Source organism: Mesorhizobium sp. M0060 (assembly GCF_040323155.1).
Taxonomy (GTDB): Bacteria; Pseudomonadota; Alphaproteobacteria; order Rhizobiales; family Rhizobiaceae; genus Mesorhizobium.
Window position 1 is genome coordinate 52,871 of the sequence record NZ_JAMYUP010000026.1, and the last position, 26,014, is coordinate 78,884.

The following is a 26,014-nucleotide window of genomic DNA, read 5'->3' on the forward strand; positions in this document are numbered from 1 at the left end:
CAGCTATTGGTCTAAAGCGATTGCCCTGTATCCTTCCACTCAACCTACTGCAAACTCGAACCAAAATCCTCATTGTCGCGCGCCAGCGCTATTTCGGTGATGGCGATCAGCGTTTCGGCCCGCACCCTCAGATCGGCCGCTTCGAGCAGCGCCTGTTTCTCGGCCGGCCCGTAGGGCGCCATCATCGACAGCGCGTTGACCAGCATGGCGTTTTCGGCGCGGCTGACGCTTTCCCAGTCGGCCTCCAGATCGTTGGCCTGCAGATAGGCGCGAAACGCTTTGAGCAGCGCCGGCCGGTCGATTTCGGCTTCCGCCTGCTCCTCGTCGAGGTCGGTGAGAAAGGGCGCCAACCGGCACTGGCGAAACGGCGTCTTGACGGTGAGTTCCTGGACAATGCGGAACCGGCACACGCCTTGCAGCGAAATCAGGTAACGGCCGTCGCCGCTCTCGGACAGCGCAATGATGCGCCCGGCGCAGCCGACATTGCAGAGCTCCGGCTCGCCGTCGAGACGCAGCGCACCGTCGAGGCTGGGCTGGATCATACCGATCAGCCGCGGCCCGGCGATCGCCTCGTCGACCATCTGCAGATAGCGCGGCTCGAAGATGTTGAGCGGCATGCGGCCTCCCGGCAGCAGCAATGCGCCCTCAAGCGGAAAAATCGGCATGGTCGACGGCAGATCCGCAGCGAGCCGGTAATGCGCGTTTCCCGCCTGCACCTCAATCCTCCGATCGCTTCGTCAGGAAGCGCACCAAATCCGTCTCCTCCCGGCCGGCACACGGCGCGACACTGGAAACCCGAGATCGAATGCCGTCCGAAAACCTAATCTGGCGCAGCCGCCGCCGACCGCAAGCCCGCGCGACAAAACAGTCTGCGCCGGCTCAGGAAAACAGCAGCGACGACAGTTTGCGCCGTGCCGACAGCGTTGCCTCGTCGGTCATGCCCCATGCCTCAAAAAGCTGCAGCAACTGGGTTCTGGCGCCGTCATCGTTCCACGAGCGGTCGGCCTTGATGATCGCCAGCAGATTGTCGGCCGCCGCCGTGCGATCGCCCTTGGCATTCTGGATCATGGCAAGCTCGAACCGCGCCTGGTGATCGCCAGGATTTTCGGCCAGCCGCCGTTCCAGTTCCGCCGGATTGCCGAGTGCCGCGGCTTGCGCGGCGAGCGCCATCTTGGCGCGCAGCGCGGCGAGCTGGGGCGCATCCTTCTTTGCTTCCGGCGCCCGTGCAAGAACCGCCTCGGCACCGTCGGCATCGCCGGCCTCGAACAGCAGATCGCCCAGCCCGGCGATCGCCTCGATCGTCTCCGGCGCCTGTTCCAGGATGGCATCGTAAATGTCGGCCGCAGTCTGCACATCACCGGCGTCGCGCGCTTCTGCGGCCGCGGCCAGCGCTTCGGCCACTTGCGGCGCACCACCATCCTTGCCGCCGACCTTCTGGATGAATTGCGTGATCTGGCTCTCGGGAATGGCGCCCATGAAGCCGTCGACCGGCTGGCCGTCTTTGAAGGCAATGACCGCCGGAATCGACTGGATGCCGAGCTGGCCGGCAATCGAAGGATGGTCGTCGATGTTCATCTTGACCAGCTTGACCTTGCCGCCGGCGGCTTTCACCGCCTTTTCCAGCAGCGGGGTCAATTGCTTGCAGGGGCCGCACCATGGCGCCCAGAAATCGACCAGCACCGGTTGGCGGCGCGATTCCTGGATCACGTCGGCGGCAAAAGCGGCGGTCGTCGTGTCCTTGATGACATCGGCCGGCGCCTCTGCAAGCGCCACCTTCTCACGCGCGGCATCGGTGCCGCCATATTGCACGGTGGTGGCATACTGACCGCCATTGCTGCCAAATGGGCCGCCAAAGGGGTTGTTGTCGCTCATCTCGTCGCCCTTTCGGTTGCGCCGCCGGCCAAGGGACAGGCGCAACATTCTTCTTCAGAACCCGGTTTCAGTCACCCATGTGGCGATCATGCCGAGACTTTCAAGATAACAGCATCATGTCCGGTTGCCTCGACGAATTTGACCAGGTCCGCGGCCGCGATGGAAGTCGTCGCCTCATTGGTCAGCGGGTGGGCATTGACCACGGCATGGCTCATCAGATCCTCATCGAGAACGACCTTGACCCTTTGCTCTGTGTCGTTGATCAGCCCGAAAACGGTGACTGCGCCCGGGACGATCCCGAGAAGCTCCATCAGCATCTCCGGCCGGCCGAAAGACACTCGGCCGGCGGCGCCGATCAGATGGTGGATCTGCTTGAAATCGACGATCGCCTCCTCGCCGACGCTGACCAGGAAGAAATTGTCCTTCTTGTCCTTGAGGAACAGGTTCTTGGTGTGGCCGCCGGCGATCTCGCCACGCAGTGCCTGCGAATCGGCGACCGTGAACAGCGGCGGATGCCGCCGCGTCGACACCTCGATCCCGAGTTCGGCAAGAAAGGCGAAAAGGTCGGCTTCGGTTTTCGGCATAGGTCTTCTCTGATGGCCCGCTTCCAACGGCTTGTTCGGCTTACGCCGTTTACGGCCAATGATGCGGCCAAGACAAGCCCGTCGCGCAGCGCGGGAGTGATTGCCTTGCGGCGTCTCGCAGGACGGCTTGTCCGCATTGCCGGCGAAGCAAAAGCCTGCGAATTCCCTGTTGCAATCACCGCGCTCTTCAGCCATATAGGCGCGGCTTGCGGCCCAAAAGCCGCGCGAGCGGGTGTAGCTCAGGGGTAGAGCACAACCTTGCCAAGGTTGGGGTCGAGCGTTCGAATCGCTTCACCCGCTCCAATTTCTCTCAAGGGAAATCAAGCAGTTGCGAACAGGCCGGATCCCCTTCCGGCCTTTTTCGTTTCTGCGCGCGCCACCAGCGCCAAATCGCCAGGCACCGCGGCGCAACTTCATTTGCCGCCAGATTCATTCGCAGTCCGCTCAGGTGCTTTTGAGCGTTCCGTTCATCCCATTCGGGTAGAAGCCGCCCTTGCTGACGCCGGCTTGGTCGGTCAGATAGACGATCCGAAGCACTTCTTGCGGCGTCCTCGTGAAGGCGATCGCATCCGCGGTCGATGGAACGATATTGGCTTTACCATCCACTCGGATGCCTTGGTCCTTGTCCTCCGGTCCATCGATCTTGTCGCGGGCGTCGGAAACCGCATTGGCGGCCTTCCAGGCATCCTCGCCCATTCGGTAAAGCGACGATCGCGCCATTCCCATGTGGTAAGCCTCGACGGCCAGGATGCCGGCGGCGGCGGCCTGGAAATCCTTGTTCTTCAGAAGGGGCGCGGCGCCAGCATAGGCAGTAACGCCGACGTCCTCGAACAGCATGCCGCCGAGCACGAAGTTCATCTGGTTGCCGAAAGGATCGAAGTCCGCCCCGAGCCCCGCGGCCTTGGCGACCGCGGCCCGCATCGAAATCGATCGACGGCCGGTCGACGGCTTCGCTTCCAAGCGTCTTGCGATAGAACCTGACATGAGCCAGTTCGTTTTCCGCGACTTCCTGCATGAATTGACGGATGGCAGGCGTGTCAAAGCTAACCTGTTTGCCGCCGACGACAGCGCCGGCCTTGGGACCAGCATCCGGGTCGTCAATCCCTTTTCCGGTTGTGCCGCGCAGGTAATATTCGGCTTCCATATATTCGAGATTGAGAGCGAACCGGAAAATGTCTTCGTCTTTGACCTCATCCTGCGCATAGGCGCGGGAAATCGGGGCAAAGCGGGCGGCCGAAGCGAGCGTGGCTCCCAGGCCAAACTGCAATGCGCGGCGGCGCGAAACACGAAATGAAGGCGTGACGCGGATCATGGCTTCCTCCCAAAAGCCCGCCGGCATCAGACATTTGGCACCTCAAAAGTGGGCCTGCGTTCCCAACTTCACGAAGGGTGGAATGTTCCTCAATCCCTGCAACTTAGATGATCTCGCCGATGCCGAGCAGCGATCGCAACCGAATGTCAGCCGACGCAGACTGCGCCGCAGCGGCGCTGGACATCTGCCAGCAGCAAAAATCCGGTCGCTGCGGTCGCGCGAAGTACGCTGTCGATAGAATTCAGGACTTTTGCGTGTCGTCCTCGGACCAAGGTCCGTCTTGCAGAATGCTGTATTTGACCGAAGCTTGTTAAATAGCGGGCGTCCACTTTGGAAAGTCCTCACGTTTCTCATCTGGACCCCATCCTGGCGGGAGGGCGACTCGAAGGAGGAATTATGAAAACGCGAACCACTCTATTCGCAACGGTAGCCGCTCTCGCATTCGTCGCGTCTCCGGTCCTCGCTGCTCCCGGCGGCAATGGCAATGGCAACGGCAATGGCGGCAGCAACGGCAACGGCGGAAACTCGGCCGGGGCAGGATCGCAGGGACACGGAGCCGCCACTTCAGCCGCGGCCAAGGATAAGTCGACGACCGGAGTTGCTCATGCGATGGCGGTCGTTGCGACGACCCCCGCCTCCCCGCAGGCCACCCTGTCCCTGCAGGCAGCGCTGGATGCCTTCCTGGCAAGAAAGGCGGCTGCGGCGGCCGATACTGCCGACGACACCTCCGACGAAGCTGAATAAGGGCTCGAAGCAGACACTTGTCGTTGAAAGGCCGCGGTTCGCCGCGGCCCTTTTTCGTTCCTGGCATGCGAACTGTCAGGGGCGCCCCTTAGGTTGACCGGTGAACAGCGCTTCCCGAAGAAAGCTGCTCCACAGCGGCGCTGAAGCTACGCTTGGAGTAATTCCAGGAAAAGTGTGAAACGGTTTTCCGTCCGGAATTGCGTCACCGATATGCGTATGCCCAGAATGATCCAGTCAACAAGAGCGATCAAAATGGACATGCCGATGGCGGTGAGACGCAGGGTAGATGCCATTACCGGAAAAGAACTCGTTGGAGGCGAAGGCGCTAGTAAAGAGGCGCAGGCAGCGAGCAAAGCCCGCGAGGCGGAAGCTCAGAAAAACCGTAACTTTGCCATCGATCCGCGCGATAAGAAGTCGCAAAAAAATGCTTTTGTTGCTGGCGCGGCCGGGGGAGCAACGGGTACAGTTGAGGGGGGTCGCCAGCCTATCACGTCAGGCTAGTAAATTTACAAATTTCGTTGCCATAGACATAGATGGATTGCCCATTCAACAGGTACGGAGCATGTTTTTCTAAATGCGAAGCATTACAGATCTCAGTATTGCAGGCCGCTTGATAGGTTTTGGAGAGAATTAATGCGATACTTAAAGGTGATGTCTAATTTAAATCAGGATGATGTTCCTGTTACGACGTTTCACGAAGTAGATGACGACGACTTTGAGAGCAGAAAAATCGAGATATACCCAGACTCCACCATCGAGATGGCTAGCTATGGCATGCAGACAAAAGAATCGGGACTATCACCGGAAAAATTTGAGGCAATAGATGAAATCAATGCGCTACAGGGGTTTGATGCGGCGGAGATGGCAAAGGAAGAATTTGAAAGACAATGGGATTTAGCATCGAATTATATTCGCAATAAATAGATTTACGAATTGAGGTGACAGTGGAATTATGGCGAGAGTGCACCAATTGGCCGCTATCGTCACCATAGACGTCCGCCACCCTCCGCTTCGGCGTCGCGCAGATGAGGGAACCCATGACCGGCTTTGTCGACCGAGAACGCGCAACAGACCTGATGCAGCGCACCGATATCGAGGCATTGGTGCTTTGCGAGCCCGAGGCGTTCCAATATGCCACCGGCGCCTGGATCGGTCCAGCCGGGCTGTTCCGGCGGGCCGGCGCCGGTTTCGTGGTCATCCCCAAGCGAATCGACCTGCCGATCGGCGTCGTGGCGGCGGATTTCCAGGCTGCCCAGCTCCGGGCGGCGCCGGACGCCGTCCTGCGCACGCATCCGATCTGGATCGAATCCGCGTCACTTGAGCCAGCGACGTCCGGCCGTCCCGTTGCGGAGCGCATCGAGGCCGGCCTGGTTGGCCACGCGCCCGGTTTTTCACGTCCGGCGACCTTCGAGCTTGCCCGCTCCGTACGCGAGCTGAAGATGATCCTAGCCGAATTCGGGCTGGAGCGTGCGACGCTCGGCATCGACCTGGATTTTGTCTCGGCCAGCAATTTTTCGGCGATGCAGGCGATGCTGCCGACCTCTACCATCGTCAACGGTTCGCCGGTCCTCGACAGGCTGCGGGCGATCAAGTCGCAGAGCGAGATCGACCTCCTGCAGCAGGGCATCTTTCTGTCGGAGGCCGGCCTGTCGCGGCTGCAGCAGCATGCAGCGGCCGGCATGCGTCAGTCGGATCTGGTCGCGCTCTACCGGCAAGGCGTCGCCGACGCGGCCGCCGGGTCATCGCAGCAAATCTCGACAGCGGAATACGTCACGCTGGGCGCTCGCCCCAAAAGCGCCGATGCGGTCGCCGCCGCCGGCGATCCGCTCAAGGCCGACATGGTGTGCAGCGTGAACGGCTATGCATCGGACATGTCGCGGAATTTCACCTTCGGGCCGCCATCGCCAGAACAGGCCGAATTGCATGCGATAGCTGAACGCGCCTTCGCCGACGGGCTTGCCGCGCTGTTGCCGGGAAAGCCGCTCGCCGGCGTGCATCGCGTCGCCAGCGAAAGCCTGGCGCGCCAGGGGCTCCGTTCCTATCGCCGCGGTCATTTCGGCCACAGCGTCGGCCATTCCGTGTTTTCCGAGCAATGGCCGTTCATCTCGGCCGACAGCGATGTCGAGATAGAAGCCGGCATGGTGCTGGCATTCGAGATCCCGCTCTACATCGACGGTCTCGCCAGCTTCAATCTCGAGGACCAGTTCCTGATCACCGCCAGCGGGCCGCTGCCGATGAACCGCCTGCCGAGGAGCCTAAATATTATCGGCTGAGATTATCGGCTGAATCCAGCCGACTCACCTGGCGCCCGCCACGCCCCTGCGGAAATCCGACGGCGACATGCCGGCAAGCTTGCGGAACGACTTGTTGAAGGCGCTGAGTGAGCCGAAGCCGGATTCCATGGCGACGCGCAGCACATTGGCATCCTGATGCATCAGCAGTGCCTGCGCGTAGCTGAGGCGCAGCAAATTCACATATTCGTTGAGCGTCATGCCGGTCGATTTCTTGAAGATGCTCATGGCGTATTTGGGATGGATATCGGCCGCCGCGGCAATGTCGACGCAATCGATCTCGTAGAGGAAATTCTCCGCGATGAAGTCGCACATGCGCCCGACATTGCGCAGCGATTGCTGATCGAAAGGGCTGCCTATCTCCTGTTCGACCGGTGTTTCGGGGACGAGGCGGTAAGGCTCGAATCGCACCCGCTCCAGCCGCAGCAAAAGCTCGTTGACGGCATGCTCGGCCTTGACCGGATCGCCGGAGCGGGCATAGCGGTTCCAGCGCTCGAAATTGTGGTCGTCCGACCGGTCGGTGGCGTCGGTCACCAGCGTCGCGCCGGTCATCAGCCTGTTGCGGACATCGACGGGCAAATGCAGCCGGAAGAAATGCACCAGCGGCAGATGCGCGCCGGCATAGATGGCGTCGTCGGAGGCTTCGTCCATCTGGTGCGGCAGGCCGCCCCAGAACAGGCACATATCGCCCGCCGAAAGCGAAAGTCCGTGTCCGTCCATGCGGTAATGCACGGTGCCGCGCACGATGAAATTCACTTCGACCTGGGCATGCCAATGCGGCTTGAGCATCACCAGGGGCTGGGTATGGAACATCTGCAGCAGCAGCGGCAGGCCCTCCACGCTGCTGGCGCCAGGCTGGTAAAACGGCCTTTCCGGCATCTTACTTTCCGCTCATTTCTTATTCCCTTTGTCGCGGACAAGGCTTTCCCGAAGCCTAGTCTAGCCACGCTCGCAAACAGAGAGCAACTGAAATGGGAGGATTTCAATGCGCATAAAATTGACCTGCGCCGCGCTCGCGCTTGCCTTGGGCTCCAGCCCGGCCTTTGCGCAGTCCGGTGAAATCACGATCTGGAGCTGGAATATCGCCGCTTCGTCGCTGAAGGCCACCATAGCGGGCTTCAACAAGCAATATCCCGACATCAAGGTCACGGTCGAGGACCTCGGCAACCAGCCGACCTATGACAAGTCGATCGCCGGCTGTGCCGCCGGCGGCGAGGGTCTGCCGGACATCGTTTCGATCGAGAACGGCGAAGCCGAAAACTACTGGAGCCAGTTCCCGGATTGCTTTGTCGACCTGCACACGCTCGGCTACACCCCGGAAGACCAGGCAAAATTCCCCGATTTCAAGCGCACCGAGCTCGAGGTTGACGATAAGGCCTATGCGATGCCCTGGGATTCCGGCCCGGTGGCGATGTTCTACCGCCGCGACTTCTATGAGAAGGCCGGCGTCGATCCGTCCTCGATCAAGACCTGGGACGATTTCATCGCCGCCGCCAAGAAGATCCAGGCCGCCAATCCCGGCGTGACGATGACAAACGCTGATTTCAATGGCGATTCCGAATTCTTCCGCATGATCTCCAACGAGCAGGGCTGCGCCTATTTCTCCGCCGACGGGCAATCGATCACGGTCAACCAGCCCAAATGCGTCGATGCCATGACCAAGATCAAGGAGATGAAGGACGCCGGCATCATTTCCTCGGCGGACTGGAGCACCAAGATCACCAACAACACCGCCGGCAAGGTCGCCACGCAGATGTATGGCGGCTGGTATGAAGGCACCGTGCGCACCGAATCGCCCGATGGGGCAGGCAAATGGGGCGTCTACCTGATGCCGAGCCTGACCGCCGACGGTCCGCGTGCCGCCAATCTCGGTGGTTCCTCGCTCGCCATCACTTCGGTGTCGAAGAACAAGGAGGCTGCCTACGCCTATCTGAAATATACGCTTGCGACGAATGAGGGCCAGATCACCATGCTGAAGAGCTTCGGCCTGGTGCCGTCGCTGATCTCGGCGCTCGACGACCCCTATGTCTCCGAAGGCCTGCCTTATTGGGGTGGCCAAGCCGTGTGGAAGGACATTCTCGGCACCTTGCCCAAGGTCGTTCCCAGCCGCGGCACGCCGTTCCAGAGCGACGCCGAAATCATCATCCGCGCGGTGCAGACCAAATATCTGGGTGGCGGCTATCCCGACGCCAAGGCAGCGCTGGACGATGCCGCAAGCCAGATCGCCGCGGCGACCGGCCTGCCGGTCAAGTCATGATCTAAACAAGGCGCCTCCGAGCGGGCGGCTCCCCTTCTCTCTTGTGGGAGAAGGTGTCGCCGAAGGCGACGGATGCAAGGGGTGCTCCAGCTTGGCGCTGACGGCACTCCGGCCAGCACCCCTCAACCGTCTCGGCGCTGCGCGCCAATCCACCTTCTCCCACAAGGGGAGAAGGAAGAGAGCAGACCTGTCGCACTTTCGAATAGAAAGGAGGAAAACGATGCGCTACCAGAACGCCACGGCGTATCGCTTCCTCGCGCCCTATCTGCTGATCTTTTCGATCTTCTGGCTGTGGCCGATCATCGATTCCTTCCTGATCTCGTTCCAGGCGACGCGCACCGTGCCGTGGCGGTTCGCGCCGACCTTCAACTGGGCCCGGCTGATCGGCGATCCCGCTTTCTTCAATGCCTTGAAGAACACATTGCTGATCCTTGTCATCCAGGTGCCGGTAATGATTTCGCTGGCGATTGTGATGGCGGTGCTTTTGAATTCGCCGCTGCTCAAGGCTCGTGGCCTGTTCCGGTTTGCGTTCTTCGCGCCGGTCGTGGTCGGCGAGGTCGCCTATTCGGCGGTTTTCCGGCTGATGTTCAATCTCGACTACGGCATCATCAACAAATTGCTGAACAGCATCGGCCTGCCCAGTGTCGACTGGTTTACCAACGTCACCCCGGCGATGGCGGTCATCATGATCGCGGTGACCTGGCGCTGGGCCGGCTATAACGCCATCATCCTGCTCGCCGGCCTGCAGTCCATCCCCGAGGATGTCTACGAGGCGGCGACCTTGGACCGGGTCAGCAAGGTCAAACAGTTCTTCTACATCACGCTGCCGCTGCTCAAGCCGATCATCGTGTTCTGCGCCGTGCTGTCGATCATCGGCACCATGCAGCTGTTCACCGAGCCGTTCCTGATCACCGAGCGCGGCGGGCCGGGCGGCGGCACCGAAACGCTCGGGCTGCTGCTTTATCGCCAGGGCTTCAGGTCGCTCAATTTCGGCTACGCTTCGGCAATCGCCTACACCATGGCCGGGCTGGCGATCGCGATTTCGCTGGTGCAGATATGGTTGACGAGGGAACCGAAATGACCTCGCGTTCCAAAGTCAGCCGTTCCCAAGCCAGATTGGGACGCAGCATCGCGCTGCATCTCTTCCTGACGCCGCTGGCGCTGATCTGGCTCTTTCCACTGTGGATGATGGTGATCTTTTCGACGATGCCCGACAACGGCATCTTCAGCCCCGACATCGAGCTTTTGCCCCATGGCAATTTCCTCGACAATGTCAGCAATCTGCAGCGCGGCACCAATTTCATCGGCGCCATCGGCATCTCGGTCTCGGTGGCAGTCACCTACACCTTCCTGTCGGTGATGCTGACCTCGATGGCCGGCTGGGCGCTGGCGCGTTACAACTTCTTCGGCAAGGGCATGGTCGTCGCCATCATCCTCGGCACCATCACCCTGCCTTACGCGGTCGTGCTGATCCCGCAATTCATCATGGTCGCGCGCGACTTCAAGCTCGCCAACACCTGGGTGGCGCTGATCGTACCGCCGCTGTTCAATTCGCTGGGCGTGCTCTTCATGCGGCAGAGTTTTTCGATGATGCCGCACGAGCTGTTCGACGCCGCCAAGGTCGAGGGCGTCAAGGAATGGCGGATATTCCTGTTCGTCGCCCTGCCCTTGGCGCGGCCGATGCTGGCGGCACTCGCCATCATCCTGTTCCTTGCCTCCTGGAACAATTATCTGTGGCCGCTGCTGATCAATTCCAAGCCGGGCGCGATGACGGCGCCGGTGGCGCTCGGCACGCTGATCGGTCTAACAAAGGTGTCCTGGGGCGGCATCATGGCGGGCGCGGTGATGCTGACGGCGCCAATGCTCGTCGTGTTCGTGCTTCTGCAGCGCCATTTCGTCGCCGGCATTGCCGCCGGCGCCATCAAGTAAGGATCAGCATGGCGGCAGTCACACTCAAAAACGTCGTCAAGCGCTTCGGCGTCTTCGAGATCGTCCACGGCGCCAATATCGACATCGATGACGGCGAATTCGTCGTCTTCGTCGGCCCTTCCGGCTGCGGCAAGTCCACGCTGCTTAGGATGATCGCCGGGCTCGAGGACATCAGCGACGGCGAGATCGCCATTGGCGGTAAGGTGGTGAACGACGTCGAGGCGGCCGAGCGCGGCATCGCCATGGTGTTCCAGTCCTACGCGCTCTATCCGCACATGACGGTCGAGCAGAATCTGAGTTTTGGCCTGAGAATGACCGGCAACCCCAAGGCAGACACCGAGCGGCGGGTGAAGCGGGCCTCCGAAATCCTGCGCATCGCCGAGCTGATGAAGCGGCGGCCGCGGCAATTGTCGGGCGGCCAGCGCCAGCGCGTCGCCATCGGCCGAGCCATCGTGCGCGAGCCGCAAGTGTTCCTTTTCGACGAACCGCTCAGCAATCTCGACGCCGAGCTCCGGGTGCAGATGCGGGTCGAGATATCGCGCCTCCATAAGGAGCTCGGCGTTACCATGGTCTATGTGACGCACGACCAGACCGAGGCGATGACGCTGGCCGACAGGATCGTCGTGCTCAACGCCGGCAATATCGAGCAGATCGGCGCGCCGCTCGATCTCTACGACGACCCCGCCAACCGCTTCGTTGCCGGCTTCGTCGGCTCGCCGAAGATGAATTTTCTGGCGGCGAAAATGGTCGGGGCCGACGACGGCGCGGCGGTCATCGAGCTGGTCAATCATCGCGGCGCGCGACTGCGCAAGCCGCTTTCGGATGCCCTGCCCGCGATAGGCGGCGATGTCGTGCTTGGCGTGCGGCCGGAGCATTTCTTCGACGCCGGCCAGGGCGATTGCGACCTTGCCGTCAAGGCCGACGTCGCCGAGCACTTGGGATCGGTGAGCTATGTCTATGCCAATTCCGGAACCGGGGCCGGACGCGAGGAACTGATCATCGGGCGCGAGGCATCGCGGTATCGCGCGAATGGCGACGACCTGATGGTGTCGATCAAGGCCGACCGCTCGCTTCTCTTCGACGCCACCGGCGCACGCATTCGCTAATCCATCTTTTCTTTTGTCCGATCGCGATTGATCGCGGCCACCCCACGGAGATTTGACATGACTTCCAAACCAGAAAAAGTTCGCTGGGGCATTCTTGGACCCGGCAACATCGCCAAGGCCTTTGCCGGCGGCATCGCTCATTCGCGCACCGGCACATTGGTCGCCATTGGCGCGCGCAATCCTGGCAAGGCCGGGCTCGCCGAAGATTTCCCCGGCGCCCGCATCCTCAACGGCTACGAGGCTTTGCTTGGCGATCCGGATGTCGACGCGATCTATATTTCGACGCCGCATCCGAGCCATGCCGAATGGGCGATCAAAGCGGCCGAGGCCGGAAAGCATGTGCTTTGCGAAAAGCCGCTTGGCCTGACAGCCTTCGAGGCAGATGCGATGATCCATACCGCGCGCAAGGCCGGCACCTTTCTCGGCGAAGCCTTCATGTACCGCCTGCATCCGCAGACGGCCAAGCTGGTCGAGCTGGTCAAGGCCGGCGCGATCGGCGATGTACGCATGATAAAGTCGAGCTTCGGCTTCGCCATGCCGGGCTTCATGCCGGAGCACCGGCTCTACGCCAAGGACCTCGCCGGCGGTGGCATTCTCGATGTCGGCGGCTATCCCGTCTCGATGGCGCGGCTGATTGCCGGCGCCGCAGCGGGAAAGCCCTTCGCCGAGCCGGACAAAGTAGTCGGTGCTGCGCATCTCGGCCAGTCCGGCGTCGACGAATGGGCCTCGGCGCTGCTGCATTTTCCCGGCGGCATCGTCGCCGAAGTCTCCTGCAGCATCTCGCTCGCGCAGGATAATGTCTTGCGCATTCTTGGCAGCAAGGGCCGCATCGAGGTCGCGGATTTCTGGTTTGCCGGCGGCAAGCAAGGCGGCACCGGCGAAATCCGCATCATCCGTTCGGATTGTAACGAGGTGGTCGAGGTCAGCGAAGACGGCTGGCTTTATGCATTCGAGGTCGACGCCGCCGGCGAGGCCATTCTCGGGGGGAAGCAGGAGTTCGCCTGGCCGGGCATGGGCTGGGCCGACAGTCTCGGCAATCTGCGCGTGCTCGACAAATGGCGGACCAGCATCGGGCTCGAATACGACATCGAAAAACCGGCAAAACGCGTCAACACGATCTCCGGACGGAAGCTACGCTCCGGCGGAACCGCCATCCCCAAGCGCAGCATTCCAGGTCTGCCGCGACCGGCTTCGTGTCTGGCGCTCGGCTTCGAGGATTTCCGCAGCTTTTCCTCGGGCGCCATCCTGCTCGACGCCTATTTCGAGGCGGGCGGCAATCTGTTCGACACCGCCTTCGTCTACGGCGCCGGCTATACCGAGACGCTACTCGGCCAATGGCTGAAGAACCGCGGCGTGCGCGAGCAATCGGTGGTCATCGGCAAGGGCGCGCACTCGCCGCTCTGCTATCCCGATGTCATCGGCAAGCAGCTCACCCAGTCGCTCGACCGGCTGCAGACCGATCATGTCGACGTTTATTTCATGCACCGCGACGATCCGGACGTGCCGGTCGACGAATTCGTCGATGCGATGGATCGCGAGGTCAAGGCCGGCCGCATTCGCGGTCCGTTCGGCGGCTCGAACTGGACAAGGGAACGCATGGACGAGGCTATTGCCTATGCCGAGCGCACCGGCAAGCAGAAGCCCGGCGCGCTTTCCAACAATTTCTCATTGGCCGAGATGCTGGAGCCGATCTGGGCAGGCTGCGTCACCTCCTCCAGCGATGAATGGAAGGCCTGGCTGACCGCCCGGCAGATGCCGAATTTCGCCTGGTCGAGCCAGGGCCGGGGCTTTTTCACCGACCGCGCCGGCCGCGACCGGCGCGATAATGAGGAGCTGGTCCGGGTCTGGTACTCGGAGAAGAATTTCGGCCGCCGCGACCGCGCCATCGAGCTCGCCAAACGGCTGGGCAACAGCCCGATCCACGTCGCGCTCGCCTACGTCCTGGCGCAGCCCTTTCCATCTATCCCGCTGATCGGACCGCGCACGCTGGACGAACTGGAAGACAGTCTCCAGGCGCTCGACATTTCGCTTTCGCCGGACGATCTTGCATGGCTGGATAGCGGTTCGGATCAGGCCCGCGCGCGGGCCTGACGGCAGGGGCAGTCGCGTCAGTCTTGCGCTGTGCCCTTAAGTTTCAGACCGTTCGCGCTGCCCTCACCTATCCTCTCCCCGTTCTTCGCGAGAGAGGATAAGGATAAAGGGCAGCGCCGACGTCGCTGGAAATAGGGAAAGACAGATGCTCGACATCGCACCATCGAAGCAAGCTGCCACCTGGCTCGGTTCCTTTGCCCGGGCGCTCGAGGCGGGCGACGTCGAGGCCGCAACCAACCTGTTCGTCGAGGACTGCTACTGGCGCGATCTGCTGACCTTCACCTGGAACATCAAAACCATGGCAGGCCGCGCCGGGATCCGCGACATGCTGGCGGCGACACTGGCGACGACAAAGCCTGCTCAGTGGCAGCTCAGCGGCGAAGCCACTTCGGACGAAGGCACGATCGAAGCGTGGTTCACCTTCGAGACGTCATCGGCGTGGGGCCAAGGCGTCATGCGCCTGCAGGACGGCAAATGCCGGACGCTGTTTACGGCGATGAGCGATCTCAAGGGCTTCGAGGAGCGCAAGGGCCCGGCGCGGCCTCTGGGTGTCCGCCACAAGGCAGACCCGGAACGCGAAACCTGGCTGGAGGCGAGGCGCCGCGAGGCGCGGGAACTCGGCGCCAGCCAGCAGCCCTACTGCCTGGTCATCGGCGGCGGCCAGGGCGGCATCATGCTGGGGGCGCGGCTCAGGCAGTTCGGCGTGCCGGCCATCGTTATCGAGAAGAACGCCCAAGCCGGCGATTCCTGGCGCAACCGTTATCGCTCGCTCGTGCTGCACGACCCGGTCTGGTACGACCATCTGCCCTACATCCCGTTTCCGGAAAACTGGCCGGTGTTCACGCCAAAGGACAAGATGGGTGACTGGCTAGAGATGTATACGCGCGTCATGGAGCTCAATTACTGGACCTCCACGACATGCGTCAGCGCGTCCTATGACGACGCCGAAAAAATCTGGGCGGTCGAGGTCGATCGCGCCGGCGAGCGCATCATGCTAAAGCCCAGGCACATCGTCTTTGCGACCGGCGCCTATGGCCCGCCCAGGCGGATCGACCTGCCGGGCGCCGAGGCTTTCCAGGGCGAAATCCTGCATTCCAGCCAATATTCCAGCGGCGAGAAATTTCGCGGCAAGAAGGTCGCCGTCATCGGCGCCGCAAGTTCCGGCCATGACGTCAGCGTCGATCTCTGGGAGAGCGGCGCTGAGGTGACCATGGTCCAGCGGTCACCGACGACGGTGGTCAAGTCAGACACGCTGATGGAGGTCGGCTTCGAGATCTTTTCGGAAAAGGCGCTGGCCCGCGGCATCACCACCGAAAAAGCCGACATGATCGTCGCCTCGACGCCCTTCGCGTTGCTGCCGCAAGGCCAGCGGGCGCTTTACGACATCATCAAGGCGCGCGACGCGGCCTTCTACGACCGTTTGCGCGGCGCCGGTTTCGCCATCGATTTCGGCGACGACGAGACCGGGCTCCTGATGAAGGCCTACCGCACCGGCTCGGGCTTCTACATCGACGTCGGCGCCTGCGATCTGATCATCGACGGCGAGATCGGTATCCGCAGCGGCGTCGGGATCAAGTCGCTGATGCCGACAGGCATCCTCTTCGACGACGGCACGGAACTGGCGGCCGACGCGATCATCGCCTGCACCGGCTATCAGTCGATGAACGAAACAGTGGCGGCGATCGTCTCGCGCGAAGTCGCCGACAAGGTCGGCCCATGCTGGGGGCTGGGCTCCGGCGTCACGGGCGATCCCGGGCCGTGGCAAGGCGAATTGCGCAACATGTGGAAGCCGACCGCGCAGCAAGCGCTGTGGTTCCACGGCGGCAATCTGGCGCTGTCGCGCTTCTATTCGAAATTCGTGGCGCTGCAGATCAAGGCCCGCATGGAAGGCATTCCGACGCCGGTTTATGGAGCGCCGGGACAGGCCTTGTAGAAGACGGGCGACTTGCGATGACCAAAAGCGACCTCTCCGACATCTACCGAGATTACATTGCCTGCCTGAACAGGCAGGACTGGCCGACGCTGGGACAGTTCGTCGATGAAGAAGCGATTCATAACGGCCGGCCGGTCGGGTTGTCAGGCTATCTCGAGATGCTGCAGAGAGATTTTGACCAAATCCCGGATCTTTATTTTAAGATCCGGATGGTGATTTCCGATCCACCTTACATCGCAAGCCGGCTAAGCTTCGACTGCACTCCAAAGGGAACGTTCCTTGGCTTACCTGTAAGCGGAAAGCGCGTTTCCTTTGCCGAGAATGTGATCTACGAATTTCGCGGCGGAAAGATCGTGGAAGTATGGTCTGTCATCGACAAGGCGGCCATTGAAGCTCAGCTTTAGCGCGAAGGATCATCGCGCCCCTCGCCCCACCGCAATTGCTCGCAAATGCCGCAGGTTGCGGTTGGAAGCCAGTCGGCAGCGCAGGCATAAACCTCAGCCGTGGTTATGTCCGAAATGCCGGCTCACCATATCGACATGGGTGTCGTGCGCATGCGCTTCCAAGCGCTCGGTTTCGCCGAGATCGTCCACCGCCTCGTTCGGCCACCAGGTGCCGCCGACCACGATGCCGTCCGAGACCAGCCTGTGCTCGGCGACCAGCGATGCGCCGACGGAATCGACAAAGGTGAAGCGACCGGAACGCAGCCGCAGCACCGCTATGTCGCCAACCGCCCCGACCGCAAGCCTGCCGAGATCGAGCCTTGCGATCGCCTCGGCCGGCCGCTGTGTTGCGGCGCGCAGCACCTCGACCAGCGGCATGCCGAGCGCCAGCAGTTTCGACATGCAGACCAGAATGTCGAAGGCCGGCCCGTCGACGCAGTAGAGATGCACGTCGCTGCTGATCACGTCCGGCGCCAGCCCCTCGCTCAGCATCGCTTTGGCGACCTCGAAATCGAACGAACCCATGCCGTGGCCGATGTCGAAGATGACGCCGCGCTCGCGCGCCAGCCGCATGTCCGGCCGCACCGCACCCGAGGCAAAGACCGGTGCGTTGGGAAACGGCCGGAAGCAGTGGGTGAGGATATCGCCCTTGCGCAGCCGCGGCAGCACTTCCGAGCGGCCGGGCGGCGGCTCGTCTATATGCGCCATCAGCGGCAGGCCGGCTTTGTCGGCAGCTTCGAGCGCGAGATCGACCGGGGCGATGCCGCTGCTGCCGCCGGCATGGCGACCGGAACGGACCTTGACGCCGACTACCACGTCTCGATGCTCGCGCGCCGCCGCCACCGTTTCGCGCGGTTCGCAGAGCCTGACGTCGCTGCATTCGCCGACCGCTACGGTCTGCGAAAAGCCGAAAATGCCGGCAAAGGAAATGTTGACATAGGCCAGGATGCGGACTTTCGAGCGCTCGATGACGTGGCGGCGAAAGCCGAGAAAGTTGCCGGCGCCGGCACTTCCGGCATCGATGAAGGTGGTGGTGCCGCTTTTCGCCGCGAGCCGGTCGGCATCGACGCCGAGCGACGTGCCGCCCCAATAGACATGGCTGTGCAGGTCGATCAGGCCGGGCGCGACGATTGAGCCCGTGGCATCGATGACGCGGGCTGCACGTTCGAAGGGGATTTCGGCGTCGATGGCGGCGATACGGCCGTTGGTAATCGCCAGATCGCGTTGCGCGTCGAGGCTGGACGCCGGATCGATGAGGCGGCCGCCTTTTATCAGGAGATCGAATTGCATTGCGCCTGTCTCCGTTCCTCGTCAGGCCGGCCTGTAGGCAACGGCCTCGACCTCGATCTTGATGTCGATCATAAGCCGCGACTCCACCGTCGTGCGCGCCGGCGGGTCTTTCGGGAAATGCCTGGCATAGACGGTGTTGAAGATGCCGAAGTCGCGCGCGTCCTCGAGCCAGACCGTCGTCTTGACCACGTCGTCGAGCGTGCAGCCGGCCAGCGCCAGCGCTGCCTTGACGTTCGACAGCACCTGCTCGGTCTGTTCGGCGATGCCGCCCTTGACCACCAGCCCGTCGCTGCCGACCGGCACCTGGCCGGAGACATAGACGAAATCGCCGGCCCTGACCGCCGGCGACAACGGCACATGGGACGTTCCAAAACACTGCTTGGGCAAGGAGGCCTCCTGTCTAGAAATCTTTGTACGACTGCGCGATCTGTCTGTGTGGCACGAGAGGACGCCGCCTCTCTGCGAGGCTCATCCAACATCTTGGAAGCCTATATCGCTTTGCCGCGGGAGCGCCAGAACGATCACTGCGCTCGGTGATCCTTCGCGCCCCCCTCTGCCCTGCCGGACATCTCCCCCCACGAGGGGGAGATCGGCAGCTTCGGCGCTCCGCTCATCCCTACGACGGTGAAGATTGGCGAAAGCCGCAGTGACGGCCAATCTCCCCCCTTGTGGGGGAGACGCCCGGCAGGGCAGAGGGGGGCGCTGTCCCGCCAGCGTCTCTGAACCCGCGACATCAGGCCGGTCAGCGATCGATCCGCGTCGACAGGATGATCGAGGACGACGTCCGCTCGACCCCGTCCATGGCGCCGATCTGGTCGAGAAGCGTATCCAGATCCCTGATCGAGGGCGCCTCGACGATGACGATCATGTCGAAATTGCCGCTGACCGAGTGCAGCGTTCGAACCTGTCCCAGCGCCTGCAGGCTGCGCACCACTTTGTCGGCGAGCTTGGGGGTGACGGTGAGCAGGACATGCGCCCTGACCAGCCCCTGTTCGTAATCGGGCGAAAGCCTGACGCCGTAGCCTGTTATGATGCCGCGCTGTTCCAGCCGCTCGATCCGGCTCTGCACCGTTGTCCGCGACACGCCCAGCCGCCGCGCCAGCTCGGCGGTCGAGGCACGTGCATTGGTGCGCAGCAGGGAAAGCAGGGCCTGGTCGGCATCACTAAGCATTTCGACGAACCTTGCCGGCACATTGTGCAAAGAGAGACTGCGTTTCGCACAATCCCACGCTTCCTTTCGACAGGCAAGCTGCGATTCTAGCCATCAATTCAACGTTGGTGCGAGGGACCGGTCATGAAGAAAATCATTGTCGTCGGCGCCGGCAAGATCGGCTCAACCATTGCCGAGATGCTGGCTTCCACGGGCGACTATCACGTCACCCTCGTCGACCGCTCGGCGGCGCAGCTCGGCATAGCCGAACTCCCGGCCGGCGTAGAGACGCTGGAACTCGACATCGAAGCCGCCGGCACCCTCGAAGCCGCCTTGGCCGGCAAGTTCGCGGTGCTCAGCGCCGCGCCCTTCCATCTGACGACGCGCATCGCCGAGGCGGCGGCCAGCGCCGGCGTGCACTATCTCGATTTGACCGAGGACGTCGTCAGCACCAGGCGCGTCAAGGAGCTGGCGCGCTCCGGCAACAGCGCCTTCATTCCGCAATGCGGCTTGGCGCCGGGCTTCATCTCGATCGTTGCCAACGATCTCGCCAGCCGCTTCGACACGCTGGAAAGCGTGCGCATGCGGGTCGGCGCGCTGCCGCAGTACCCGTCGAACGCGCTGAACTACAATCTGACCTGGAGCACCGACGGCGTCATCAACGAATATTGCGAGCCTTGCGAGGCGATCGTCGAAGGCGAGCTGGTGGAAGTACCGCCACTGGAGGAGCGTGAAGAATTCTCGCTCGACGGCGTCACTTACGAGGCGTTCAACACCTCGGGTGGGCTGGGCACGCTGGCGGAAACGCTGAAGGGCCGAGTGCGCACGCTGAACTATCGCACCATCCGCTATCCCGGCCACGCCGCGATCATGAAGGCGCTGCTCAACGACCTTGGCCTGCGCCACCGCCGCGACGTGCTGAAGGACATCTTTGAAAGCGCCTTGCCAGCGACGCTGCAGGACGTCGTCATCGTCTTCGTCACCGTCAGCGGCCGCAAGAACGGCCGCCTGCTGCAGGAGACCTACGCCAACAAGATCTACGCCAAGCGCGTCGGCGAAACGGTGCGCAGCGCCATCCAGATCACCACAGCATCCGCCATTTGCGCCGTGCTCGACATGCTGGCCAACGGCAGCTTGCCGACCAGGGGCTTCATCAAGCAGGAGGACATCGCGCTCGATGCCTTTCTCGCCAATCGTTTTGGCAAGGCCTATGCGCAGCATGAGATGGTTAGTCGGCTTGCGGGGTGACTGTCTGGAATAGGTTAGGTTGGCGATCCTTCGCGCCCCCCTCTGTCCTGCCGGGCATCTCCCCCACGAGGGGGGAGATTGGCAGCTTCGGCGCTTCGCTCACTCTTACGACATTGGAAAATTGGCGAAAGCCCCGGTGATGGCCGATCTCCCCGGTCCAAACACCCCCGTGTGGGGGAGATGTCCGGCAGGACAGAGGGGGGCGCTGTCCCGCCGGCATCAGACATTTCTGCCACCGTCGCAAACTAAACATGCAGTGCGTGCCCAAGCGCCTTCAGCGCCGCTTCCTGAAAACCCTCGCCCTGTGTCGGATGGGCATGGACGGTGCCGGCGATGTCCTCCAGCGTTGCGCCCATTTCCAGCGCCAACCCAAACGCCGTCGACAGTTCCGACACGCCCTGGCCGACAGCCTGGATGCCGAGCACCAGATGGTTGTCCGCACGGGCAACAACCCGGACGAATCCATCCTCACCCATCTTCGTCATCGCGCGGCCATTGGCGGCGAAGGGAAACAGCCCGACCTTGATCTCGCCGAGTCCCCTAGCCTCCTCCGGCGACAGGCCGGCGGTAATGAGCTCCGGATCGGTGAAGCAGACAGCCGGAATCGCTCGCTTGTCCCAGCTGCGCTTGTGGCCGGCGACGATCTCGGCGACCATTTCGCCCTGCGCCATCGCGCGGTGCGCCAGCATCGGCTCGCCGGTGACGTCGCCAATGGCAAAGATACCGCGCATCGAGGTGCGACACTGGTCGTCGATGCGGATGAATGTCCCCGACCGGTCGAGGTCGATCTGCTCGAGGCCCCAGTCTTCGATCACTGGCTTGCGCCCGACGGTGACCAGAATCCTGTCGGCAGCGATCTTGGCATTCTTGCCGTCCTTCGTCTCGACCAGCAGCGCATCGCCCTTGGTCGACAACCCCTTGGCCTTGGCGCCCACGAGCACCTCGATGCCGAGCTCGGCCAGCCGCTTGAGGACCGGCCGGGTCAGCTCGGCATCATATTGCGCCAACACGCGCGGCAAGGCCTCGACCACGGTCACCTTGGCCCCCAGCTTGGCAAAGGCGATACCGAGCTCCAGCCCGATATAGCCGCCGCCGACCACCGCCAGCTTCTCCGGCACTTCGCTCAGCGCCAGCGCCTCGGTCGACGAGATTATCGGGCCACCGAACGGCAGCGACGGCAGTTCGACCGGCGCCGAGCCGGTCGCGATCACCACCGTTTCGGCGCGGACCACCTGCACGCCGATCTCGGTTTCGACCGCGACGGTCTTGCCATCGCGGAATTTCGCCCAGCCATGCACGGTCTTCACGCCCGCTTTCTTCAGCAGGCCGGCGACGCCATTGTTCAGCCGGCTAACGATACCGTCTTTCCAGGCGATGGTCACGGCGAGATCAAGCGAAGGGGCTGCGACCGCAATGCCGAGTGGACTTTTGCCGCCGGCCATATGCGAGAGCTTCTCGAACTCCTCGGCCGCATGGATCAGCGCCTTGGACGGGATGCAGCCGACATTGAGACAAGTGCCGCCCGGTCTGCCGAACTCGACGATAACCGTGTCGATGCCGAGCTGGCCGGCGCGGATGGCGCAGACATAGCCGCCCGGACCGGCGCCGATGACCAGCAGCTTGCAGGAGATTTCTTTCATGTCACGCTCTTTTTGGCGAAGAAAGGCCCCCTCATCCGGCCGCTTCGCGGCCACCTTCTCCCCGCTGGGGAGAAGAGGCAGGCGCCGGCGCTGGCGACCTCCTCTCCCCTCGGGGAGAGGGTGGCCGTAGCAAAGCGGAGGCCGGGTGAGGGGGGCTTTGCGAACGTTCTCATTACTTCAATCCACAAAAATCAGCGCCGGCGTTTCCAGCAGCGTCTTGATCCGCTGGATAAACACCGCGGCATCCCAGCCGTCGACCACGCGATGGTCGAAGCTGGAGGACAGGTTCATCATCTTGCGCGGGATGAATTGCGTGCCGTCCCATACCGGCCGGACCATCATCTTGTTGACGCCGATGATCGCCACTTCCGGGTGGTTGATCACCGGTGTCGTCGCGACGCCGCCCATGGCGCCGAGCGAGGTGATGGTAATGGTCGATCCAGAGAGCTCGTCGCGCGTCGCCGTGCCGGATTTTGCCGCCTCGGCAAGTCTGACAACCTCGGCTGCGCAGTCCCAGATGTCGCGCGCTTCGGCGTGCTTGACCACCGGCACCACCAGCCCCGCAGGCGTCTGTGCGGCGATGCCGATATGCACGCCGCCATGCTGGTGGATGATGCCGGCCTCGTCGTCGAACAGCGCGTTGAGGTTGGGCTGGTCGGCAATCGCCTTGACCATCGCCCGCATCAGGAACGGCAGCAGCGTCAGCTTCGGCCTGTCTGCGCCCGGCCGCTTCTCCTTGTTGAGCGCGGCGCGCAGATCCTCGAGTGCGGTGACGTCGATCTCCTCGACATAGGTGATGTGCGGGATGCGCGATTTGGCCAGCGTCATCTTCTCGGCGATCTTTCGCCTGAGGCCGACTATCTTGACGTCCTCGATTGTCTCGTTGCGGGCAAGGCCGGAAACCTTCGCGAGCTGCGGTCCGCGCGCCAGGAAAGCCTCGATATCCTCATGCTGGATGCGGCCGGCCGGGCCGCTCCCCACAACCTGCCGAAGGTCGATGCCGGCCTCTTTCGCCCTGAGGCGGACGGCGGGCGAGGCCAGCGGCTTTTCGCCTTCCGGACGCGGCGCACGGGCGACCGAGGGCTGCGACGCGCTTTTCGGTACGACCGGAGACGGCGCTGGTTTCGCTTGTGTCTCGGCCATCTTTGGCGACGGCTTCAGGACCGGTGTCGCGGCTTCGGGTTTGGAGGCTGCTGCCTTTGTCGGCGCCTCGGCCTTTGCAGCCTTTTCCGCCTTGGCATCCTCCGGCGCCACATTGCCGTCGCCGGCCACTTTCAACCTGACGATTGGCGAGCCGATCGCCACCGTGTCGCCGATCTCGGCGCCAAGCCAGAGGATCTCGCCATCGACGGGCGAAGGAATTTCGACCGTCGCCTTGTCGGTCATGACCGCGGCAAGCACGGCGTCCTCGCGCACGAGATCGCCGACCTTGACCTGCCATTCGACCAACTCGGCCTCGGCGACGCCTTCGCCGACATCGGGCAGCTTGATGACATATTCGCCCATCGTCTTCCCCCTCAGGCTTCCATCGTTTCGACGAGCGCGCGGCCTAGCCGGGCGGGACCGGGAAAATAGTCCCACTCCTGCGCATGCGGATAAGGCGTGTCCCAGCCGGTGACCCGCGCCACCGGCGCTTCCAGGTGATAGAAGCAGTTCTCCTGAACCAGCGCCGAAAGTTCGGCGCCAAACCCCGATGTTAGCGTCGCCTCGTGCACGATCACGCAGCGCCCGGTCTTGTTTACCGAGGCGACGATCGTCTCGAGGTCGAGCGGCAGCAGCGTTCTCAAATCAATGATCTCGGCATCGATGCCGGTTTCTTCGGCCGCCGCCTGGGCGACATAGACCATCGTGCCGTAGGCAAGCACGGTGACCGCAGCGCCCGGCCGCCGGATCACCGCCTTGCCGAGCGGCACCGTGTAGTGGCCGTCGGCGACTTCGCCGAGCTCATGCTTTGACCACGGCGTCACCGGCCGCTCGTGGTGACCGTCGAAGGGGCCGTTGTAGAGCCGCTTCGGCTCCAGGAAGATCACCGGATCGGGATCCTCGATCGCGGCGATCAACAGGCCCTTGGCGTCATGCGGGTTCGACGGCACCACGACCTTCAAGCCGGAGACGTGGGTGAACAGCGCTTCCGGGCTCTGGCTGTGGGTCTGGCCACCAAAAATGCCGCCGCCGGTCGGCATCCTGACCACGATCGGGCAGGTGAAATCGCCGTTCGACCGGTAGCGCAGCCGCGCCGCCTCCGAGACGATCTGGTCATAGGCCGGGTAAACATAGTCGGCAAACTGCACCTCGACGCAAGGCTTCAGGCCGTAGGCGGCCATGCCGATGGCCGAGCCGACAATGCCGGCCTCGCTGATCGGCGCATCGAAGCAGCGGCTCTTGCCATACTTCGCCTGCAGGCCCTGCGTGCAGCGGAAAACGCCGCCGAAGAAGCCGACATCCTCACCGAATACGATGACGCGCTCGTCGCGCGCCATCGACACGTCCATGGCGTCGCGGATCGCCTCGATCATAGTCCGCCTTGGCATGGTCAGACCCCTGCCTGCTGGCGCTGGCGCCTGAGATGCGGCGGCATCTCGGCATAGACGCCCTCGAACATGTCGCGCGCCGAGGGCTTGCCGCCGGCATGCAGCGTGCCGTGGCGCTCGGCCTCCCGCTGCGCTGCGATCACCGTTTCGAGGATCTCCGCTTCAGCCTGGATGTGGCGTTCGTCCGACCAGACGCCGCGCTGGATGAGATGGTTCTTCAGCCTGACGATCGGGTCGCCGAGCGGCCAGGCGTCGGATTCGGCCTTCGGCCGGTAGGCGGACGGGTCGTCGGAGCTCGAATGGGCGCCGACGCGGTAGGTGACGTATTCGACCAGCGTCGGCCCGAGATTGCTGCGCGCACGTGTCGTGGCCCATTTGGCGACCGCATGGACGGCGAGATAGTCGTTGCCGTCGACGCGCAGCGACGGGATACCGAAGCCGAGGCCGCGGGCGGCGAAAGTGCCGGAGCCGCCGCGGGCGATGCCCTGGAAGGTCGAAATCGCCCACTGGTTGTTGACAACATTGAGCACGACCGGCGCCTTGTAGGTCGAGGCGAAGACCAGCGCCGAATGGAAGTCGGACTCGGCCGTCGAGCCATCACCGATCCAGGCGGCGGCGATCTTCGAATCATTGCTGATCGCCGAAGCCATCGCCCAGCCGACCGCCTGGATGTACTGCGTCGCCAGATTGCCGGAGATCGAGAAGAAGCCGTGCTCCTTCGACGAATACATGATCGGCAGTTGCCTGCCCTTCAGCGGATCGGCTTCGTTCGAATAGATCTGGTTCATCATCGTGACCATCGGATAGCCATCGGCTATGAGCAGGCCGGCCTGCCGATAGGTCGGAAAGTTCATGTCGCCCGCCGCCAGCGCCTTGCGAAAGGCGCAGCTCACCGCCTCTTCGCCGAGATGCTGCATATAAAAGGAAGTCTTGCCCTGGCGCTGCGCCATCTGCATGCGCGCATCGAAGCTGCGCAGCGTCATCATGTGGCGCAGGCCTTCCAGCAGTTCCTCATCGGAAAGCAGCCCGGCCCACGGCCCGACGGCCTCGCCGGCGCGGTTGAGCACGCGGATGATCGAGAAGGCCAGATCGCGGATGGTGCGCGGATCGACGTCGATCTCCGGGCGCGGCACCGAGCCGGCCTTGGGGATGGTCACATCCGAAAAATCCGGCGTCCCGCCCGGCCGCACCTCGGGTTCCGGAACATGGAAGCGCAACATTCCGGCATCGGCCATGGTCTCGGTCCTCCACTGTTGCCCGACAGGATAGTTGCACACCGCCGAAGCAGTGCCAATTCGTCGGGCAGGGCTTCGCTATCGCAGGCTGCTTCCCCCGGCAGACAAGATGCAGATATGGCGGCGAAATTTCTTGTCTATCTTCCGCCGCCATGCGCAATTTGGCGAATGGTCCCGCCTGGTCTGGCGCAAGAGCACGTATTGCCTATGGCAGGATCGCTCGGTCGAGTTCCTTCGCGCCCCACTGTCCTGCCCGAGGTCGCGGCTTCATGCCAGCCTGGGTTCCTCGCCCCACGAAAGTGGGGAGAGGTGGCTAGGCGAAGCCGCGACCGAGAGGGGGACCGCGCCCATACGCAAG

23 protein-coding genes, 1 tRNA gene and 1 pseudogene are annotated in these 26,014 nt (G+C 62.9%); 13 read left to right on the plus strand and 12 right to left on the minus strand.

What is annotated here, in order from left to right; all coding sequences use genetic code 11:
- Positions 1-44: 44 nt before the first annotated feature.
- The 3 genes from NKJ94_RS22805 to NKJ94_RS22815 all read right to left on the minus strand — a co-directional run bounded on the left by NKJ94_RS22805 (position 45) and on the right by NKJ94_RS22815 (position 2,456).
- The gene (locus NKJ94_RS22805) at positions 45-716 is read right to left on the minus strand and encodes an LON peptidase substrate-binding domain-containing protein (protein WP_352528049.1); all 672 of its coding nucleotides are present in this window, start codon (positions 714-716) and stop codon (positions 45-47) included.
- Positions 717-879: 163 nt separating this feature from the next.
- Positions 880-1,872, minus strand: coding sequence for a thioredoxin (gene trxA / locus NKJ94_RS22810; RefSeq protein WP_352528051.1), 993 nt, complete (start codon positions 1,870-1,872; stop codon positions 880-882).
- 86 nt (positions 1,873-1,958) lie between these two features.
- Positions 1,959-2,456, minus strand: coding sequence for a prolyl-tRNA synthetase associated domain-containing protein (locus tag NKJ94_RS22815; protein WP_352528053.1), 498 nt, complete (start codon positions 2,454-2,456; stop codon positions 1,959-1,961).
- 228 nt (positions 2,457-2,684) lie between these two features.
- Here NKJ94_RS22815 and NKJ94_RS22820 point away from each other — a divergent pair.
- Positions 2,685-2,759 (plus strand) — tRNA-Gly (locus tag NKJ94_RS22820).
- Positions 2,760-2,900: 141 nt separating this feature from the next.
- Here NKJ94_RS22820 and NKJ94_RS22825 read toward each other — a convergent pair.
- Positions 2,901-3,768: pseudogene (locus NKJ94_RS22825) on the minus strand (ferritin-like domain-containing protein).
- A gap of 396 nt (positions 3,769-4,164) precedes the next feature.
- Here NKJ94_RS22825 and NKJ94_RS22830 point away from each other — a divergent pair.
- From NKJ94_RS22830 to NKJ94_RS22845, 4 genes are all read left to right on the plus strand, one after another.
- Positions 4,165-4,512, plus strand: coding sequence for a hypothetical protein (locus NKJ94_RS22830; RefSeq protein WP_352528055.1), 348 nt, complete (start codon positions 4,165-4,167; stop codon positions 4,510-4,512).
- A gap of 216 nt (positions 4,513-4,728) precedes the next feature.
- On the plus strand, positions 4,729-5,013 hold the full coding sequence (locus NKJ94_RS22835; protein WP_352528057.1) for a hypothetical protein: 285 nt from the start codon (positions 4,729-4,731) through the stop codon (positions 5,011-5,013).
- A 132-nt stretch (positions 5,014-5,145) separates the two neighbouring features.
- Positions 5,146-5,436 (plus strand): DUF6881 domain-containing protein, encoded by a 291-nt coding sequence (locus tag NKJ94_RS22840; protein WP_352528059.1) that lies wholly within the window; start codon positions 5,146-5,148, stop codon positions 5,434-5,436.
- Between the two features lie 113 nt (positions 5,437-5,549).
- The gene (locus NKJ94_RS22845; protein WP_352528061.1) at positions 5,550-6,785 is read left to right on the plus strand and encodes a M24 family metallopeptidase; all 1,236 of its coding nucleotides are present in this window, start codon (positions 5,550-5,552) and stop codon (positions 6,783-6,785) included.
- Positions 6,786-6,809: 24 nt separating this feature from the next.
- On the opposite strand, the gene NKJ94_RS22850 is transcribed toward NKJ94_RS22845, so the two are convergent.
- Positions 6,810-7,682 (minus strand): helix-turn-helix domain-containing protein, encoded by an 873-nt coding sequence (locus NKJ94_RS22850; protein WP_352528063.1) that lies wholly within the window; start codon positions 7,680-7,682, stop codon positions 6,810-6,812.
- Positions 7,683-7,788: 106 nt separating this feature from the next.
- Here NKJ94_RS22850 and NKJ94_RS22855 point away from each other — a divergent pair, with 106 nt between their 5' ends.
- The 7 genes from NKJ94_RS22855 (at position 7,789) to NKJ94_RS22885 (ending at position 16,523) form a co-directional block, all read left to right on the plus strand.
- Positions 7,789-9,060 (plus strand): extracellular solute-binding protein, encoded by a 1,272-nt coding sequence (locus tag NKJ94_RS22855; RefSeq protein ID WP_352528065.1) that lies wholly within the window; start codon positions 7,789-7,791, stop codon positions 9,058-9,060.
- Positions 9,061-9,280: 220 nt separating this feature from the next.
- Positions 9,281-10,141: a carbohydrate ABC transporter permease gene (locus NKJ94_RS22860; RefSeq protein ID WP_352528067.1), complete on the plus strand. Its 861-nt coding sequence runs from the start codon at positions 9,281-9,283 to the stop codon at positions 10,139-10,141.
- Positions 10,138-10,989: a carbohydrate ABC transporter permease gene (locus NKJ94_RS22865; RefSeq protein ID WP_352528069.1), complete on the plus strand. Its 852-nt coding sequence runs from the start codon at positions 10,138-10,140 to the stop codon at positions 10,987-10,989. Before NKJ94_RS22860 ends, NKJ94_RS22865 begins: the two co-directional genes overlap by 4 nt.
- A gap of 8 nt (positions 10,990-10,997) precedes the next feature.
- Positions 10,998-12,095 carry an ABC transporter ATP-binding protein gene (locus NKJ94_RS22870; RefSeq protein ID WP_352528071.1) on the plus strand — a complete coding sequence of 366 codons (1,098 nt, stop codon included), beginning with the start codon at positions 10,998-11,000 and terminating at the stop codon, positions 12,093-12,095.
- A 57-nt stretch (positions 12,096-12,152) separates the two neighbouring features.
- Positions 12,153-14,186, plus strand: coding sequence for an aldo/keto reductase (locus NKJ94_RS22875; RefSeq protein WP_352528073.1), 2,034 nt, complete (start codon positions 12,153-12,155; stop codon positions 14,184-14,186).
- A 145-nt stretch (positions 14,187-14,331) separates the two neighbouring features.
- Entirely contained in the window at positions 14,332-16,119 is a 1,788-nt protein-coding gene (locus tag NKJ94_RS22880; protein WP_352528075.1) for an NAD(P)/FAD-dependent oxidoreductase, read from the plus strand.
- A 17-nt stretch (positions 16,120-16,136) separates the two neighbouring features.
- Entirely contained in the window at positions 16,137-16,523 is a 387-nt protein-coding gene (locus tag NKJ94_RS22885; RefSeq protein ID WP_352528077.1) for an ester cyclase, read from the plus strand.
- Positions 16,524-16,616: 93 nt separating this feature from the next.
- Here the strand turns inward: NKJ94_RS22885 and NKJ94_RS22890 are convergent, their stop codons facing one another.
- The 3 genes from NKJ94_RS22890 to NKJ94_RS22900 all read right to left on the minus strand — a co-directional run bounded on the left by NKJ94_RS22890 (position 16,617) and on the right by NKJ94_RS22900 (position 19,023).
- Positions 16,617-17,852, minus strand: a complete 1,236-nt coding sequence (locus NKJ94_RS22890) for an amidohydrolase/deacetylase family metallohydrolase (RefSeq protein ID WP_352528079.1) — start codon at positions 17,850-17,852, stop codon at positions 16,617-16,619.
- Positions 17,853-17,873: 21 nt separating this feature from the next.
- Positions 17,874-18,239, minus strand: coding sequence for a RidA family protein (locus NKJ94_RS22895; protein WP_352528081.1), 366 nt, complete (start codon positions 18,237-18,239; stop codon positions 17,874-17,876).
- A gap of 355 nt (positions 18,240-18,594) precedes the next feature.
- Complete coding sequence (locus NKJ94_RS22900) at positions 18,595-19,023, minus strand: Lrp/AsnC family transcriptional regulator (protein WP_352528083.1); 429 nt, start codon at positions 19,021-19,023, stop codon at positions 18,595-18,597.
- A 123-nt stretch (positions 19,024-19,146) separates the two neighbouring features.
- Between NKJ94_RS22900 and NKJ94_RS22905 the strand changes: the two genes are divergently transcribed.
- Positions 19,147-20,250: a saccharopine dehydrogenase family protein gene (locus tag NKJ94_RS22905; RefSeq protein WP_352528085.1), complete on the plus strand. Its 1,104-nt coding sequence runs from the start codon at positions 19,147-19,149 to the stop codon at positions 20,248-20,250.
- A gap of 245 nt (positions 20,251-20,495) precedes the next feature.
- On the opposite strand, the gene lpdA is transcribed toward NKJ94_RS22905, so the two are convergent.
- The 4 genes from lpdA to NKJ94_RS22925 all read right to left on the minus strand — a co-directional run bounded on the left by lpdA (position 20,496) and on the right by NKJ94_RS22925 (position 25,656).
- Positions 20,496-21,890 (minus strand): dihydrolipoyl dehydrogenase, encoded by a 1,395-nt coding sequence (lpdA, locus tag NKJ94_RS22910; protein WP_352528087.1) that lies wholly within the window; start codon positions 21,888-21,890, stop codon positions 20,496-20,498.
- Positions 21,891-22,067: 177 nt separating this feature from the next.
- The gene (locus NKJ94_RS22915; protein WP_352528089.1) at positions 22,068-23,396 is read right to left on the minus strand and encodes a dihydrolipoamide acetyltransferase family protein; all 1,329 of its coding nucleotides are present in this window, start codon (positions 23,394-23,396) and stop codon (positions 22,068-22,070) included.
- An 11-nt stretch (positions 23,397-23,407) separates the two neighbouring features.
- Positions 23,408-24,421: an alpha-ketoacid dehydrogenase subunit beta gene (locus tag NKJ94_RS22920; protein ID WP_352528091.1), complete on the minus strand. Its 1,014-nt coding sequence runs from the start codon at positions 24,419-24,421 to the stop codon at positions 23,408-23,410.
- Positions 24,422-24,423: 2 nt separating this feature from the next.
- Positions 24,424-25,656: a 3-methyl-2-oxobutanoate dehydrogenase (2-methylpropanoyl-transferring) subunit alpha gene (locus NKJ94_RS22925; protein WP_352528093.1), complete on the minus strand. Its 1,233-nt coding sequence runs from the start codon at positions 25,654-25,656 to the stop codon at positions 24,424-24,426.
- Positions 25,657-26,014: the final 358 nt, after the last annotated feature.

Excerpts from the sequence above, each read along its gene's own strand:
- NKJ94_RS22870 (WP_352528071.1), top strand. The coding sequence starts at position 10,998 with ATGGCGGCAGTCACACTCAAAAACGTCGTCAAGCGCTTCGGCGTCTTC.
- NKJ94_RS22840 (WP_352528059.1), top strand. The coding sequence starts at position 5,146 with ATGCGATACTTAAAGGTGATGTCTAATTTAAATCAGGATGATGTTCCT.
- trxA (WP_352528051.1), bottom strand. The coding sequence starts at position 1,872 with ATGAGCGACAACAACCCCTTTGGCGGCCCATTTGGCAGCAATGGCGGT.
- NKJ94_RS22830 (WP_352528055.1), top strand. The coding sequence starts at position 4,165 with ATGAAAACGCGAACCACTCTATTCGCAACGGTAGCCGCTCTCGCATTC.
- NKJ94_RS22915 (WP_352528089.1), bottom strand. The coding sequence starts at position 23,396 with ATGGGCGAATATGTCATCAAGCTGCCCGATGTCGGCGAAGGCGTCGCC.
- NKJ94_RS22925 (WP_352528093.1), bottom strand. The coding sequence starts at position 25,656 with ATGGCCGATGCCGGAATGTTGCGCTTCCATGTTCCGGAACCCGAGGTG.
- NKJ94_RS22850 (WP_352528063.1), bottom strand. The coding sequence starts at position 7,682 with ATGCCGGAAAGGCCGTTTTACCAGCCTGGCGCCAGCAGCGTGGAGGGC.
- NKJ94_RS22865 (WP_352528069.1), top strand. The coding sequence starts at position 10,138 with ATGACCTCGCGTTCCAAAGTCAGCCGTTCCCAAGCCAGATTGGGACGC.
- NKJ94_RS22815 (WP_352528053.1), bottom strand. The coding sequence starts at position 2,456 with ATGCCGAAAACCGAAGCCGACCTTTTCGCCTTTCTTGCCGAACTCGGG.
- lpdA (WP_352528087.1), bottom strand. The coding sequence starts at position 21,890 with ATGAAAGAAATCTCCTGCAAGCTGCTGGTCATCGGCGCCGGTCCGGGC.
- NKJ94_RS22880 (WP_352528075.1), top strand. The coding sequence starts at position 14,332 with ATGCTCGACATCGCACCATCGAAGCAAGCTGCCACCTGGCTCGGTTCC.
- NKJ94_RS22875 (WP_352528073.1), top strand. The coding sequence starts at position 12,153 with ATGACTTCCAAACCAGAAAAAGTTCGCTGGGGCATTCTTGGACCCGGC.
- NKJ94_RS22860 (WP_352528067.1), top strand. The coding sequence starts at position 9,281 with ATGCGCTACCAGAACGCCACGGCGTATCGCTTCCTCGCGCCCTATCTG.
- NKJ94_RS22905 (WP_352528085.1), top strand. The coding sequence starts at position 19,147 with ATGAAGAAAATCATTGTCGTCGGCGCCGGCAAGATCGGCTCAACCATT.
- NKJ94_RS22920 (WP_352528091.1), bottom strand. The coding sequence starts at position 24,421 with ATGCCAAGGCGGACTATGATCGAGGCGATCCGCGACGCCATGGACGTG.
- NKJ94_RS22855 (WP_352528065.1), top strand. The coding sequence starts at position 7,789 with ATGCGCATAAAATTGACCTGCGCCGCGCTCGCGCTTGCCTTGGGCTCC.
- NKJ94_RS22885 (WP_352528077.1), top strand. The coding sequence starts at position 16,137 with ATGACCAAAAGCGACCTCTCCGACATCTACCGAGATTACATTGCCTGC.
- NKJ94_RS22835 (WP_352528057.1), top strand. The coding sequence starts at position 4,729 with ATGCCCAGAATGATCCAGTCAACAAGAGCGATCAAAATGGACATGCCG.
- NKJ94_RS22845 (WP_352528061.1), top strand. The coding sequence starts at position 5,550 with ATGACCGGCTTTGTCGACCGAGAACGCGCAACAGACCTGATGCAGCGC.
- NKJ94_RS22890 (WP_352528079.1), bottom strand. The coding sequence starts at position 17,852 with ATGCAATTCGATCTCCTGATAAAAGGCGGCCGCCTCATCGATCCGGCG.
- NKJ94_RS22900 (WP_352528083.1), bottom strand. The coding sequence starts at position 19,023 with ATGCTTAGTGATGCCGACCAGGCCCTGCTTTCCCTGCTGCGCACCAAT.